Raw genomic sequence first — 15,152 nt, forward strand, 5'->3', positions numbered from 1 at the left:
CGAGCGATCGGCGGGGCTTCTTCTTTGGCCATCGAACGGACCGTCAGACGGCGTAGACGATCAGCAGATCCTTGGCGTCGATCTGGTCGCCGGTGCGCACGAGAACTTCGGCAATGGTGCCATCCTTCTCGGCATGCAGCGCCGTTTCCATCTTCATCGCCTCGATCGAGACCAGCACATCGCCGGACTTGACCGTCTGGCCAGCCGTGACGGCTACTGTCGAGATGACACCCGGCATCGGTGCGCCAAGATGTGCGGCATTGCCGACTTCCGCCTTGCGGCGAATGGCGCTGGACGCACCACGATTGCGATCCGGCACCTTGATCGGACGCGGCTGGCCGTTGATCTCGAAGAACACCTTGACCATGCCCTTCTCGTCGATCTCCGCCTGTGCCTGGTTAAGCACGACCAGGGTCTTACCCTTCTCGATATCGGCAAACAGTTCCTCGCCTGAACCCAGGCCGTAGAAATAGGCCGGCGTCGGCAGCACACTGACCGGGCCATAGGTATCGGCAGCCAGTGCGTAGTCGGTGAACACCTTCGGATACATCAGGTAGGAAGCGAACTCGAAGTCGCTGACCTCGCGTTCGAGCTTCGCCTCGATCGCCTTGCGTTCGGCATCGAGATCGGCGTCTTCCAGCAGCGAGCCGGGACGAACCGTATACGGCTTCTCGCCCTTCAGCGCCTTCTTCTGCAGGCCTTCCGGCCAGCCGCCCGGAGGCTGGCCAAGATCGCCCTTCAGCATCGACACGACCGATTCCGGGAAGGAAACATCCTTGTCGGGATTGACCACGTCGGCCACCGTCAGGTCCTGGCTGACCATCATCAGCGCCATGTCGCCGACCACCTTGGAAGACGGCGTCACCTTGACGATGTCGCCAAACATCTGGTTGGCGTCGGCATAGGTCTGGGCAACTTGGTGCCAGCGGGTCTCCAGACCCAGCGAACGCGCCTGCTCCTTGAGATTGGTGAACTGGCCACCCGGCATTTCATGCAGATAGACCTCGGAGGCCGGTCCCTTGAGGTCGCTTTCGAAGGCCGCATACTGATGGCGGACCGCTTCCCAGTAGAAGGAAATCCGGCGGATCCATTCCGGGTCGAGATCCGGGTCACGTTCCGTGCCGCGCAAGGCCTCTACGATCGAGCCGAGGCAAGGCTGCGACGTATTGCCCGACAGCGCGTCCATCGCCGCATCGACGACATCGACACCGGATTCCACGGCAGCCAGCACGGTTGCCGCGGCAATTCCGGACGTATCATGCGTGTGGAAATGGATCGGCAGGTCTGTTGCCTCGCGCAGCGCCTTGAACAGCACGCGCGCCGCCGCCGGCTTCAGCAGCCCGGCCATGTCCTTGACCGCGATGATATGCGCGCCCGCCTTGTCGAGTTCGGCGGCAAGGGCGGTATAATATTTCAGGTCGTATTTCGGACGCGCCGAATTGAGGATGTCGCCGGTGTAGCAGATCGCCGCTTCGCAGATCTTGTTCTCTTCGGCGACCGCATCCATCGAGACGCGCATGTTTTCCACCCAGTTCAGGCAGTCGAACACACGGAACACATCGATACCGCCGGCGGCCGCCTGACGAACGAAATACTTCACCACATTGTCGGGGTAGTTCTTGTAACCGACGCCGTTTGCGCCACGCAGCAGCATCTGCAGCAGGAGGTTCGGCGCATCTTCACGAACCTTCGCCAGCCGCTCCCACGGGTCTTCCGTCAGGAAGCGCATGGACACGTCGAATGTGGCCCCACCCCAGCATTCCAGCGAAAACAGGTTCGGCAGTGCGCGCGCATAGGTCCCGGCAATGCGGGCGATGTCATAGGTGCGCATGCGCGTCGCCAGCAGCGACTGGTGGCCGTCGCGCATCGTCGTGTCGGTCACGAGAATACGGTTCTGCGCCCGCACCCATTCGCCGAACTTCTTCGGGCCGAGTTCGTCGAGCTTCTGCTTTGTGCCCGGCCGGATGTCGCCCGGCGTGAACGGCACCACCGGCTCAGCGATTTCCTTCGACGGCTTCGGCCGACCCTTGACTTCCGGATGGCCGTTGACAGTCACGTCGGCGAGATAGGTCAACAGCTTGGTCGCACGGTCCTGGCGCTTGACCTGCTGGAACAGTTCCGGCGTCGTGTCAATGAAGCGTGTGGTGTAGGTGTTGTCGCGGAACTTCTCGTGCGTGATGATCGCCTCGAGGAAGGTCAGGTTTGTCGCCACGCCACGGATGCGGAATTCGCGCAGCGCACGGTGCATGCGGGCGATCGTCTCTTCCGGGCTTGGCGACCACGCGGTGACCTTTTCCAAGAGCGGATCGTAGAACCGGGTGATCACTGCACCGGAATAGGCCGTGCCGCCATCCAGCCGGATGCCGAAACCGGTCGCGCCGCGATAGGCGGTGATGCGGCCATAGTCGGGAATGAAGTTCTGCTCCGGATCTTCCGTGGTGATGCGGCACTGCAGCGCATGACCGTTGAGCTTGATGTCTTCTTGGCGCGGAACGCCCGATTCCGGCGTACCGATGGCATAACCGTCAAGAATGTGAATCTGCGCCTTGACGATGTCGATGCCGGTCACGACCTCGGTCACGGTATGCTCGACCTGGATGCGCGGATTGACCTCGATGAAGTAGAACTTGCCGCTGTCCATATCCATCAGATATTCGACCGTGCCGGCGCCGACATAGCTCGTCGCCTTGGCAATCCGCGTCGAATAGCTCGCAAGTTCCTGGCGCTGTTCTTCGCTCAGGTAAGGCGCCGGCGCACGTTCGACGACTTTCTGGTTGCGGCGCTGGACGGAGCAGTCGCGCTCGAACAGATGTACGACATTGCCATGGGTATCGCCGAGAACCTGGCTTTCGACATGCCGGGCCCGCTCGACGAGCTTTTCCAGATAGACCTCGTCCTTGCCGAAGGCGGCCATCGCCTCGCGCTTGGCTTCGGTGACTTCCTTGGCAAGATCCTTGGGATCACGAATGGCGCGCATACCGCGCCCGCCGCCGCCCCAGGAGGCTTTCAGCATCACCGGGTAGCCAATCTCCTCGGCCATTTTGGCCACGACAGCCATATCGTCCGGCAGGGGTTCGGTTGCCGGGACCACGGGCACGCCGATCTCGATCGCGAGATTGCGTGCCGCGACCTTGTTGCCAAGCCGGCGCATCGTATCGGCGCGAGGGCCGATGAAAATGATCCCTGCATCGTTACAGGCGTCTACAAATTCAGGACTTTCCGACAGCAGCCCATAGCCCGGATGAATGGCATCGGCGCCCGACAGCTTGGCGACGCGGATCACTTCCTCGATGGAGAGATAACTTTCGATCGGCCCAAGATCACGAGCCAGATGCGGGCCGCGACCAACCTGGTAACTCTCGTCCGCTTTGAAGCGATGGAGAGCCAGTTTGTCCTCCTCCGCCCATATCGCAACCGTTTTTATGCCCAGTTCGTTTGCGGCGCGAAACACGCGAATTGCAATTTCGGAACGGTTGGCGACAAGGATCTTGGATATTGGCAATTCGGTCTCCCCAAAACGATATGCCAGGGCATTGTGCACCTGCGAAGAAAATTCATAGCGCGTTGTTTTAGGAAGTTCAATTTACCTTGAGCGGCTATCTGAAATTTGCCGCGATACTCAGGTCACCAGCCCGAGCCGGAAGGCAAGCGCCACGACATGCTGCCGGTTCTTGGCATTGAGCTTGTCCTGGATGCCATTCATGTACCAATCCACCGTGTGATTGGAAATTTTCAGGATCTTGCTGATCTCGTTCGAGGTCAGGCCATCGGCCAGATAGCTCAGCACTTCCATCTCGCGGCGGGTCATCCGCGTATCGATCGCCTTTGCCGAATGCACGTCCCCTTCCCGGGTCAGTTCAAGCAACCGCCAGAAGGCCTTTTTCGCAACGGAGTCGAACAGGCTGATTTCAATCGGTGACAGATCGATCGGCTTTCCGCCCACCGTCATGTTGCCGAGCAGACCGGTTCGGCCATGCACCGGAAAGATGTAACCGTCGAGCAATCCGAAGCGCATTCCGTCCATCAACATACGTTCCATGCGCTTGCGATGCGGATCGGCACGGAAAGCATGAGCCGTGTCACGCCAGCGAAACCCCGACTGCGCTTGCGACAGATAGCGGATGGTCGGATCGATCAGCACATATTTCTTGGCGATATAAATCTGCGGCCAGCCCTCCGGCCAACGACCACAGAGCACAAGCTCCAGCGGATTTTCGTCCGGCTTTGGTTGCCGAACCAGCCCGTAATAGTCGAATCCATAAGCGGCAACGAGTTTTTCCAGCTCCGCCACGACCTCCGTCGCTGACCTGCATTCATCCGCGACGACCAAAAAATGCAACAGCTGGTTAATATTCACCCAGACCCCCTGAATAACTGTGTGCTTATAAAATCACGAAAAAGCCACGAGGCTCGTCATTCTGAATGAACCAACGCAATATGAACAAATATTATCATATTGCGTTAGGAGGGTATTAAAAATCGACCATGAAATTTTGTAGAGCCTGCATGAAACGGGTCATCCGGTTTCTGCCGATGCTTCGGCTACCGCGCGTATCACCAGCCTGCGAGGATCGCCTCTGCCAGGATTGCCTCAGCCGGTAAAACCATTGCAGGAATTCAGGGCTTTGCTCTTGTCAGATGAAGCGAAAAACGTTTGAAGCAGATCACCACTGAGCGCCCATCTGGAGGTAAACGAGATTGTCCCTGATACAGGTATATTTCAAGGCCCTGAAATATCTTGCGACCTATCGACTGCGTGTCTCCTTCGTTGTGCTCGCAAACGTCGTTCTCGCGGCCATAACCATCATCGAGCCCATTCTGTTCGGCCGCATCATTGATGCGATATCGGAAAAGCGCGATGCGAGCTCGATACTGATTGCCTGGGGCTGCTTCGGCATTTTCAACACGGTCGCCTATGTGCTCGTTGCCAGACAGGCCGATCGCCTCGCCCATGGCCGCCGCGCCGATCTGCTGACCGAGTCCTTCGGCAAAATCATCTCGATGCCGCTACGCTGGCATCAGCAACGCGGCACGTCGAACGCCCTGCATACGCTTCTGCGCGCCGGCGAGACGCTGTTCGGCCTCTGGCTCGAATTCATGCGCACCCACCTCGCCACCGCTGTTGCGCTGACGCTGCTGATACCGACTGCATTTTCGATGGATGTCCGCCTGACCTCGGTGCTCATTGTGCTTGCCATTCTCTACATCATCATCGGCAAGACCGTGATGAACCGGACAAAGGAGGGTCAGGCCTCGGTCGAGAGCCACTATCACACCGTCTTTTCCCATGTCAGCGACTCGATCAGCAACGTTTCTGTGCTGCACAGCTACAACCGCATCGAAGCAGAAACCCGGGCCCTCAAGGAATACACGACGAAACTTCTCGCAGCGCAGTATCCCGTCCTGGACTGGTGGGCGATTGCCGGTGCGTTGAACCGGATCGCCTCGACGCTCTCCATGCTGATCATCCTGGTGATCGGCACGATGTTCGTCCAGAACGGCCAGCTCAAGGTGGGCGACGTCATCGCCTTTACCGGTTTTGCCGGCCTGCTGATTGCCCGTCTCGACCAGATGATCGCCTTCGCCAACCAGATTTTCGAGGCGCGCTCGAAGCTTGAGGACTTCTACCAGCTGGAAGACGCCGTCCAGGACCGGGAAGAATCGGTCGGGGCAACGGAACTGAACAATGTAAAGGGCGACGTCGAATTTCGTGACGTCTCGTTCGACTTCGCCTCCACCACTCAGGGCGTGCGCGACGTATCCTTCCGCGTTCAGGCAGGCCAGACGGTCGCCATCGTCGGCCCGACCGGTGCTGGAAAGACGACGCTGATCAACCTTCTCCAGCGCGTCCACCAGCCGCAATCCGGCCAGATCCTGATCGACGGCCACGACATTGCGAAAATCACTCGCAAATCGCTGCGTCACGCCATCGCCACCGTCTTCCAGGATGCCGGCCTGCTCAACCGCTCGATCAAGGAAAACATCCGCCTTGGCCGCGAAGATGCCAGCGAAGAGGACATCATCAAGGCGGCAGAGGCAGCCGCTGCCACCGATTTCATCGAGAGCCGTATGATCGGCTACGACACGGTTGTCGGCGAGCGTGGCAACCGGCTGTCAGGCGGCGAGCGCCAGCGCATCGCGATTGCGCGCGCCATTTTGAAGAACGCCCCGATCCTGGTGCTCGACGAGGCGACCAGCGCGCTTGATGTCGAAACGGAGGCGCGGGTGAAACAGGCGATCGACCGGCTGCGCAAGCACCGCACGACGTTCATCATCGCCCACCGCCTCTCGACCATCCGCGAAGCCGATCTCGTCGTCTTCCTGGACCATGGAACGATCATCGAAATGGGCAATTACGATCAGTTGAGTGCCCTTGGCGGCCGCTTCACCTCGCTGTTGCGGACCAGCGGCCTGCTGATTGAAGAGACGTCTCCGTCAATCTGATCGTGCCACGACAGGCAGAAAGCGGGCGTTCAGTCCGCCAGGTCTGGTCTACCAGTCTATCGGCTGGCCATCATAGGCGTAAAAGCCACCGCTCTGTGCCGGCTCCAGCCTGTCGAGCACGGACAGCATCATCATCGCGCTGTTCGTCGGCGGCAGGCGGTCGTGTCCTTTGGCATAGGCGGAAGACAGCCTTGTCTCCACGGACCCCGGATGCAGGCTGACGACAACGGCTTTCGGCCTTGTCCGGGCAATCTCGATCGCCGAGGTCCGCACGATCTGGTTCAACGCCGCCTTGGCCGCGCGATAGGAAATCCAGCCGCCCAGCCTGTTGTCGCCGGTCGAGCCGACACGGGCGGACAGCGCCGCGAACAGGCTTCTGCGATCACTGGCAAGCAGCGGCGAGACATGTTTCAAGACCAGCGCCGGACCGATCGCGTTCACCGCGAACTGTGCCGCCATGACGTCGGGCCGGATGGCCTTGATCGCCTTTTCCGGACCAATATCATCGATCGTCAAAGCCCCTGTTGCGCAGAGGATGAGGTCGAAACGGGACCCGGAACCCTCCAACCGCTCTGCAGCGGCAGCAATACTGTCCTCATCCGTGACATCGAAGCCATCGACGCTACGCGACAGGCCGATAACCCCGCCGCAGCGAGGATCGGCACGCAACACCTCGGCAAAGGCAGACCCGATACCGCCGCTTGCACCCAGCACCAGCACCTTGTAGTCGGCACCCAGCGAGGTCATACCGATAAACTCTGCCATGGTCCGCTCCAAATCAACGTTACCTGCAGACAACTACGATGCCGGAAGCGGTTCCGGATCACGCGGCATAGATTTCAGGCCAGAATTTCGAGCGGGCCACGATAGGGCGGCATTTCTCCGGCATCGACACCCAGCAACCGGCAAATCAGGCCGGCAATCTCGGTTTGCGGCAGGACAGTTTCCTCGCCCAGCCGAAAGCCGAGCGCATAAAACGGCACATGTGTCTCCTGCGGCGTCGGCCCTGCATGATTGCCGTCGTCACCCATGCCGTGATCGGCGGTCACGATCACCGTGTATCCGAGTTGAAGCCAGCCCGGCACATGACGCGCCAGCAGGTCGCCCTGCACCCGTGCCGCATTGCGGTAGCCGACGCTGTCACCGCCATGGCGGTGACCGGCATCATCGACATTCATCGGGTGCAGCAGCAGGAAATCCGGGCTCTGGCTATGGATCAGCCATTCGGCATCGGCAAACAGATGGCTGTCGGGATAGTGGTCGTCCCAATAGAAGACGCCATGCGTGATATCACCGCCGCCATCGACTAGGATACGGTCACGATGCCGGTCGAACGGACAGGAGACATAGAGCTCCGATACCCAGTGATAGGCGGCCGCAGCCGTGACCTTGCCGGAAGCTCTGCAACGGGCAAAGACATTGTCGCCGACCGATCGACGCACCACGCCATTGCTGACGATGCCATGCTCCACCGGACGACGCCCGGTCATCAGCGTCTCATAGAGCGGCCGCGACATGGCCGGTAGCTCGCAGGTCAGCCTGCGCACCTCCGCCATGCCCGCCTGCACCAGGCCTTCCATATATCCGAGGCAGTTGCGGGCCGCGTCATAGCGCAAGCCATCGAGAACGATGAGGATCACTTTTGTCATGGCGCGCAACTTGCCATGACCGGCCGCGAAGACAAGGGCCAAAATCAAGGAGGGGCAACCAGTGGCGCCCCGCGCTTGATCTTCGATCTGACCCGTTGTTTGACGTCGGCAGTTAGCGCCAGGCCGCAATCGCCTGTGGCTTCACAACGGCCTCGCCAAGGGCAAGCGTTGCGCCGGCGGGAACCGTCCAGTCCTCGCTGCCATAGTTGAAGGCAAAGGTCAGGTCGCCGCGACGACGGATACGGATGTGATCCGGCACCGGCAGCGTCGAGAGACCAGCCTTTTTCGCGGCAAGCGTCAGGACGCTCGCCAGCAGGGTCTCGTCGGCCCAGCAGGCGAGATAGAGCATCCGGTCCTTCTCGGTCAGGGCTGGATCGCCATTGGCAAAGCGGGCGAGAACCGTGGCCGATGTTTCAAGATATTCCCGCCAGCGGATACCGGCACCCGAGACGGAGCCGGAAACGACATCCGAAAGTCCCGGCCGCAGGGTCGAGACCTGAATGACCCGATTGCCGGTGTGACTGCCAAGCGGCCCCGGCGGCAGGTTTGCCGGAATGACGAAATTGCGATCGCGTGAACCCGTGCGTGCCCCGATCAGGACATGGCCGGTAGCCTTCTCAAGCGCCGCTTCCGAAGCCGTGTCCACTTCGGTCATGCAGGGAACGACGACCAGCGCATAGCCCTCGAGCGACGCGCCCGGCCGAACGAAGTCGACATCGAGACCGAGCCGACGCAGGCCCTCGTACCAGCGGAAGCACAGTTCCTCGTAGCGGAAGTCCTTACCCTGCGGCTGGATCATCGTCGTCCAGTAGCTCTGGTAGTCGAAGACCAGAGCGACGCAAGCCTTGCCCGTCTCCGGCAGCGGCCCGAGTGCCTTCAGCTCTTCGGCCACCTGCCGTGCCTCGATGCCGCCCGGCGACAGTTCGTCGAGGCCGGCAAGATTGAGACCCGCATGCATCTGCTCCTGCGCAAACGGCGCCTGCCGCCAGCGGAAATAGCTGACGACGTCGGCCCCATGTGCCAACGCCTCCCAGGTCCACAGCCGCACCATGCCGTGCTTCGGCACCGGGTTCCAGGGCGCCCAGTTCACCGGCCCAGGCTGCTGCTCCATCACCCAGAATCGACCCTTGCCGACGGCGCGGTAGAGATCGTGGTGATAGGGCGCGATGTCCGGATGCGATGTTTCCGCCCAGCGATTGCGCTCTGCCTCGGTGAAGGGAAACTTTTCGACGAAGCCGATCGGATAGCTGTCCCAGGAGGCCAGATCGAGATTATCGCCAACCTTGAAGTGGTCGAAGTCCGAAACGAAGCCCATGAAATTATGGGTGATCCAGCGGCCCAGTGAATGCTTGCGGATGATATCGCATTGCATCTTGTCATAGGCCGCGACCTGGTCCGAATGGAAGCGCCAGAAATCGAGGCGCGTCGCCGGGTTGGGCTCGGTCACCGTTAGGTTCGGTAGCATGACCTCGTCAAAGCTCTTCAGCTCCATCGACCAGAACACCGAACCCCAGGCTTCGTTGAGCTGGTCGGTCGACTGGTAGCGCAGCCTGAGCCAGCGCTTGAAGCTCTTCAGGTCTTCAGCCCCCCAGGACACTGTCGTATCATGGCAGCCATATTCATTGTCCGTCTGCCAGCCGACCAGCCCCGGATGATTGCCGTAGCGCGCGGCCACGACCTCGACGATGCGCGCACTCTCGCGCCACCAGGTTTCCGACGAAAACGTGTAGTGCCGGCGCGACCCGAAGCCGCGCACCTTGCCCTCTTCGTCATAGGGCAGAATGTCCGGATGCTCGTCGACCAGCCATTTCGGCGGCGTCGCCGTCGGCGTGCCGAGCACGATCTTCAGGCCAGCCTTGGTCAGGATATCCATCGACCGGTCGAGCCAGCCGAAATCGAATGTGTCGAGCGAAGGCTCAAGCCGCGACCAGGCGAACTCGCCGATCCGCACGAAGGAAATGCCAAGCTCGACCATGCGCCGGGCGTCTTCGGCCCAACGTGTTTCGTCCCAGTGCTCCGGATAGTAACATACGCCCAGCATTATCGCGTGAGATCCCCGTTGACGACGGCAAGGCCATCCTTGTTGAACAGATGGCAAGCCTTGGCATTGATGCCGATTTTCAGCGTGTCACCCGGCTTTTCGCGCGCCAGGCCATCGGCCTTGAGCGACAGTTCCGATCCATCGGCAAGCGTGACGAAAAACAGCGTCTCGGAGCCGAGATACTCGGCAAGGTTTACCGTGCTATCGAGTACGACGTCGCCCTTGCCCGTCGCATCGATGTGCTCGGGACGGATCCCGAAGGTCATCTCGCCAAGCGCCGGCTTTCCCTCGCCCGCCATTGTCAGGGACACGCCGCCCGGAAGCGCGACGCTGAGATTACCGCCCTCGGCCGGGCTGACCTGCACCTTGAGGAAATTCATCTTCGGCGAACCGATGAAACCGGCAACGAAGAGATTGTTCGGCCGATGGTAGAGTTCGAGCGGCGAGCCAACCTGCTCGATCTTGCCAGCCGACAGCACGACGATCTTGTCGGCCATGGTCATCGCCTCGACCTGGTCATGGGTGACGTAGATCATCGTCGACTTCAGGTCCTGATGCAGCTTCGACAATTCGCCGCGCATCTGCACGCGCAGCGCCGCATCGAGATTGGACAGCGGCTCGTCGAACAGGAAGACCTCAGGATTGCGCACGATCGCACGGCCGATCGCCACGCGCTGGCGCTGGCCACCGGACAGTTGGCCCGGCTTCCGCTCCAGCAATGGCTCGAGCTGCAGCATCTTGGCGGCAGAAGCCGTCCGCTCAGCGATCATCTCCTTCGAGTGGCCGGTCATGCGCAGGCCAAAGCCGATGTTTTCGGCCACCGTCATATGCGGATAGAGCGCATAGGACTGGAACACCATGGCCACGCCGCGCTCGGACGGGCCCACCTTGGTCATGTCCTGCCCGCCGATCGACAGCGCGCCGGAAGTGATCTCCTCAAGACCGGCGATCATCCGGAGCAGCGTGGACTTGCCACAGCCCGACGGGCCGACAAAGACGCAGAACTCGCCATCCTCGACGTCGAGATCGACGCCCTTGATGACGCTGAGCGCGCCGAACTGTTTCTTGACGTCGCGCAGGCGCACATCAGCCATGGGTCTTGCCTCCCTTTGAAGGAATGAGTTCGAGGAGCAGCGCACTTTCCGGCATCAGCATTGGCAGCGGCAGGCCGGCAAGGCCGGTGCTCGACAACTGGAAGCTGATCTCGCCGGCCAGAAGTTTCGTCTGCCCCTCGGAGATACGGATGAATTGCGGAGCAGCCGGCAGAACATTGGCAATCCGCCATGTTCCGCCAAGTTCCGTGACACTATCGGGAAGCTTCAGCGGCGCCGGCTGTTCGCCGACCATCTGCGGCCCCTGCGCCACGATCACGACGATCTTGTCAGCGCTGGCGGCACCCCAGACATAGCGCCCGTCGAGCGGCTCCAGCCGGAAGGATGCACCCGGCGCATGCAACAGGCCGCGCAGCCGCTTGTAGGCCTCGATATAGACCTTGAGCTCCGACCGTTCCTCATCCGTCAGTTCCAGCGGATTAAGCTCGACGCCGAGATGGTAGGCGATCGCGACAAGCGCCCGGAAGGACAGCGTATGGCGCCGGCCGGTCTGGTGGTTCGGTGAGGCGGAGATATGGCTTCCGAGAATTTCCGGCGGCACGAAGACCGAGGCGCCGCGCTGGATTTCCAGCCGCTCCAGCGCATCGGTGCAATCCGAGGTCCAGACGCGATGGGTGCGGGAAAGGGCGCCATAGTCTATGCGACCGCCGCCGGACGCACAGCTCTCGATCTCGACGCCAGGATGGGCTGCGCGCACCCGGTCCATCAGCGCATAGACGGCGCGGGTCTGCGCTGCGATCTTCGCCTTGCCGTCGCGACCACCCGCGTGGGTCAGGTCGCGGTTCATGTCCCACTTCACATAGGACACCGCGTGGTTGGCCAGAACCGCATCGATCTTTGCGAACAGGTAATCGGACACTTCCGGCCGTGCCAGGTCCAGCACCAGCTGGGTGCGCGATTCGAGTAGCGGGCGCCCCTCGACCTGCAGCGCCCAGTCGGGATGCGCCTTGTAGAGTTCGGACACCGGATTGACCATTTCCGGTTCGAACCAGATGCCGAACTGCATCCCGAGACCGGTCACATGGTCGACCAGCGGCTTCAATCCGTCTGGATATTTGCGCGCATCGATGTCCCAGTCGCCGAGACTGGTCGTGTCGTTGTCGCGCTTGCCGAACCAGCCGTCGTCGAGCACGAAACGTTCGATGCCAAGCTCGGCCGCCGCCGTCGCCTGGGCTTTGAGCGAACCCATCTGGTGGTCGAAATAATTGCCTTCCCAAGTGTTCAGCGTCACCGGGCGCGGGCTCATCTTGCCCCCCGGCCATTGGGTCAGCTCATCTCGAACGAAGGCGTGGAAGTCTTGCGCGTCGGCACCCGCATAGGCAATCGGGCTCTTGTAGCTTTCGCTCGGCTTCAAGACGATCTCGCCCGGCTCGAACAATTCGCCGAGATGCACCAGCCGCTGGCCGTCATCGGTGCGGTCGATGACCATCTGGTGGTTACCGCTCCAGCCGAGCGTCACGCCGAAGACCTGCGTCTCGCTCTCGATGAACAGCATCGGGAAACGATCATGCGAGGTCCGGCCACGCCGGCTTTCCTGGATCCAGGTGCCATTGCCCAGCAATTCACGGCGCGTCTGGAACTCGCGCCCCCAGATACCGGTAAAGCTCATCAATTGCACATCGCCGGCCGGTGCAAGAAATGTCGCGGCCATGCAGCGGTCCAGCTGGTAATCGGCATCACCCAGATTGGTGAGTTCCGTCGCCATCGAGATCAGGCCCGAAGCATGGGCGGTGAGTGTAATGGCGATGCCGAGCTTCGCCACCGCATCGGTGCCAGCGAGAATGGTCCGATTGCCGTCGCGCTCGACCGACCAGCCGCCGAACTGCGCCGTGAAGTCACGACCGGCCCGATGGCCGGAAATCGCCGGCCAGCCGAAGAAACCCATGCCGCCCGTCGGCAACAGGACCGATGTCGGCACGGCGATATCCATGCCGTTGACGCGGCTGGAGCGCTCGATGTCGAACAGCGGATCGACCTCGACCGGGACCGTGCCGAAGGACAGAATTTCCGGCATGCCGAGGCCCGGCAGGCGCAGGCTGAGCGCAAGCTGGCCAGAGTCAACTGTGACGATTTCATCGACGGTTACGATTTCACTCATCCCTTGGTCGCTCCAAGCGTCAGGCCGGCAATGAAATGCCGTTGCATCAGGAAGAACATGGCGACCGGCGGCAGTGCCGCGACGATCGAGCCGGCGGAAACCAGGTGCCAGGCGGCGACCCATTGGCCGTTCAACGAATAGAGACCCGCCGTCACCGGCATCGCATGCTGGCCCTGCACGAGCACGGTCGCCCAGAAGTAGTCGTTCCACACGAAGGTGAAGACCAGCACCGAAAGCGCAGCAATGGCCGGCCGCATCAAGGGCAGCACGATATGGCGGAAGATCCGCCATTCCGAGACGCCCTCGACGCGGGCGGATTCGATCAGCGCGAACGGCAGACCCTTGATGAAATTGCGCATGAACAGCGTGCAGAAGCCGGTCTGGAAGGCGACATGGAAAAGCACGAGGCCCATCGTAGTATCATAAAGACCGGCCCTCAGCGTCATGTCGCGTACCGGCACCATCAGAATCTGGAACGGAATGAAATTGCCGGCGACAAACAGGAAGAACAGCACGAGATTGCTCTTGAATCGGTAGACCGCGAGCGCAAACCCGGTAAGGCAGGAAAGCGCCACCGCGCCGATCACCGTCGGGATCGTCACCTTGAACGAATTCAGGATGTACCAGCCGATCGGTGAATCACGGAACACGGCGGTATAATTCTCCACCCCGGCAAAGGAAGACGGAATGCCGAAATAATTGCCGGCCGCCAGATCGCCGGCAGGCCGCACCGAGGTTATCGCCACGCCGATCAGAGGCAGCAGCCAGAGGAAAAGCGCCACCGGCAGCAGGATCTTGTAGCCGGTCTGGACGAAGCGCGAGGCTTTTTCGATGGGTGTCGGGAACATCAGGCGTTCCTTTCCTGGCGCAGCATGCGCACGATGAACAGCGAGATGAAGACCATCATGATCAGGAACAGGACGACGGCGATCGCCGCACCATAGCCCATGCGGAAACCGTATTCCGACAGCGCCTGCTCATACATGAAGTAGGACAGCACCTGGCTCGAGCCGTAAGGACCGCCGGCGGTCATGACCGAGACGAGGTCGAAGGAGCGCAGCGAGCCGATCACGGTCACCACCATGGCGATGAAGGTCGCCGGTCCGAGCTGCGGCAGGATGATGTTCCATAACAGCTTGAAGCCTTTGGCGCCGTCCATGCGGGCGGCTTCCACCTGCTCGGGATTGATGTTGTTGAGACCCGTCAGATAGAGGATCATGCAATAGGCCGTCTGCGGCCAGAGACCGGCAACGATGATGCCGTAGGTGACGAAACGTTCGTCGGCGAGCACCGCGATCTGCTCGCCGGTCAGCCATTCCGTCAGCTTGGAGAACAGGCCGAAATCCGGCGCATAGAACCAGGTAAACATCAGGCCGACCACGACCTGGCTGATGACGAAGGGAAAGAAGAACAGCGACTTGTAGAGCCGGATGCCGGCAACCGTCTGGTTGAGGAACAGGGCGGCAGCAAGGCCAGCCGGGATCGACAGGAGATAGAGCACCAGCCAGATCAGGTTGTTCTTCAGTGCGACATAGAATGTATCGTCATCGAGCAGTTCGACATAGTTGTCGAACCCGATCCAGACCTGCTCACCCAACCCGTCCCAGTCGTGGAAGCTGATCCAGATGGACTGGAAGATCGGCACCAGAACATAGATCACGAACATCAGCACGCCCGGCGCGAGAAACAGCCAGGGTGCAAGCTTCTGCTGGTTTTTCTTCCAGAAGCTGGAGGATGGGGAGACGGCGTTACTCACGGCGGCACCTTTGGAAATAGGAAGGGAATGGCAACCGGATGCCGAAGACAAC

10 protein-coding genes are annotated in these 15,152 nt (G+C 60.9%); 1 reads left to right on the forward strand and 9 read right to left on the reverse strand.

Features of this window, described 5'->3' with window-relative positions; translation table 11 throughout:
* Nucleotides 1-43: 43 nt before the first annotated feature.
* Together pyc and GVK95_RS17530 are read right to left on the reverse strand one after the other, a co-directional pair.
* Nucleotides 44-3,502, reverse strand: coding sequence for a pyruvate carboxylase (gene pyc / locus GVK95_RS17525; protein WP_159951935.1), 3,459 nt, complete (start codon nucleotides 3,500-3,502; stop codon nucleotides 44-46).
* A 117-nt stretch (nucleotides 3,503-3,619) separates the two neighbouring features.
* The gene (locus GVK95_RS17530) at nucleotides 3,620-4,357 is read right to left on the reverse strand and encodes a LuxR family transcriptional regulator (RefSeq protein ID WP_159951937.1); all 738 of its coding nucleotides are present in this window, start codon (nucleotides 4,355-4,357) and stop codon (nucleotides 3,620-3,622) included.
* A 341-nt stretch (nucleotides 4,358-4,698) separates the two neighbouring features.
* On the opposite strand from GVK95_RS17530, the gene GVK95_RS17535 reads away from it, so the two are divergent.
* Entirely contained in the window at nucleotides 4,699-6,444 is a 1,746-nt protein-coding gene (locus GVK95_RS17535) for a glucan ABC transporter ATP-binding protein/ permease (protein WP_159951939.1), read from the forward strand.
* A 48-nt stretch (nucleotides 6,445-6,492) separates the two neighbouring features.
* Here GVK95_RS17535 and GVK95_RS17540 read toward each other — a convergent pair whose 3' ends face one another.
* From GVK95_RS17540 to GVK95_RS17570, 7 genes are all read right to left on the reverse strand, one after another.
* Entirely contained in the window at nucleotides 6,493-7,209 is a 717-nt protein-coding gene (locus GVK95_RS17540; protein WP_159951941.1) for an SDR family NAD(P)-dependent oxidoreductase, read from the reverse strand.
* Between the two features lie 74 nt (nucleotides 7,210-7,283).
* Entirely contained in the window at nucleotides 7,284-8,093 is an 810-nt protein-coding gene (locus GVK95_RS17545) for an alkaline phosphatase family protein (protein ID WP_159951943.1), read from the reverse strand.
* Between the two features lie 112 nt (nucleotides 8,094-8,205).
* Entirely contained in the window at nucleotides 8,206-10,134 is a 1,929-nt protein-coding gene (locus GVK95_RS17550; RefSeq protein WP_159951945.1) for a beta-galactosidase, read from the reverse strand.
* Complete coding sequence (gene ugpC / locus GVK95_RS17555) at nucleotides 10,134-11,228, reverse strand: sn-glycerol-3-phosphate ABC transporter ATP-binding protein UgpC (RefSeq protein WP_159951947.1); 1,095 nt, start codon at nucleotides 11,226-11,228, stop codon at nucleotides 10,134-10,136. Before ugpC ends, GVK95_RS17550 begins: the two co-directional genes overlap by 1 nt.
* Nucleotides 11,221-13,344 carry an alpha-galactosidase gene (locus tag GVK95_RS17560; protein WP_159951949.1) on the reverse strand — a complete coding sequence of 708 codons (2,124 nt, stop codon included), beginning with the start codon at nucleotides 13,342-13,344 and terminating at the stop codon, nucleotides 11,221-11,223. The genes ugpC and GVK95_RS17560 overlap by 8 nt, the downstream gene beginning before the upstream one ends.
* Entirely contained in the window at nucleotides 13,341-14,192 is an 852-nt protein-coding gene (locus GVK95_RS17565) for a carbohydrate ABC transporter permease (RefSeq protein ID WP_159951951.1), read from the reverse strand. Before GVK95_RS17565 ends, GVK95_RS17560 begins: the two co-directional genes overlap by 4 nt.
* On the reverse strand, nucleotides 14,192-15,100 hold the full coding sequence (locus GVK95_RS17570) for a sugar ABC transporter permease (RefSeq protein ID WP_159951953.1): 909 nt from the start codon (nucleotides 15,098-15,100) through the stop codon (nucleotides 14,192-14,194). Before GVK95_RS17570 ends, GVK95_RS17565 begins: the two co-directional genes overlap by 1 nt.
* Between the last annotated feature and the right edge of the window lie 52 nt (nucleotides 15,101-15,152).

Origin of the sequence: Rhizobium sp. 18065 (assembly GCF_902706095.1) — a bacterium.
In the GTDB taxonomy this organism is placed as follows: domain Bacteria; phylum Pseudomonadota; class Alphaproteobacteria; order Rhizobiales; family Rhizobiaceae; genus Allorhizobium.

Bases quoted from the DNA above. Each gene is read 5' to 3' on its own strand.
- GVK95_RS17560 (WP_159951949.1), bottom strand. From the start codon at position 13,344: ATGAGTGAAATCGTAACCGTCGATGAAATCGTCACAGTTGACTCTGGC.
- GVK95_RS17545 (WP_159951943.1), bottom strand. From the start codon at position 8,093: ATGACAAAAGTGATCCTCATCGTTCTCGATGGCTTGCGCTATGACGCG.
- GVK95_RS17565 (WP_159951951.1), bottom strand. From the start codon at position 14,192: ATGTTCCCGACACCCATCGAAAAAGCCTCGCGCTTCGTCCAGACCGGC.
- GVK95_RS17550 (WP_159951945.1), bottom strand. From the start codon at position 10,134: ATGCTGGGCGTATGTTACTATCCGGAGCACTGGGACGAAACACGTTGG.
- ugpC (WP_159951947.1), bottom strand. From the start codon at position 11,228: ATGGCTGATGTGCGCCTGCGCGACGTCAAGAAACAGTTCGGCGCGCTC.
- GVK95_RS17540 (WP_159951941.1), bottom strand. From the start codon at position 7,209: ATGGCAGAGTTTATCGGTATGACCTCGCTGGGTGCCGACTACAAGGTG.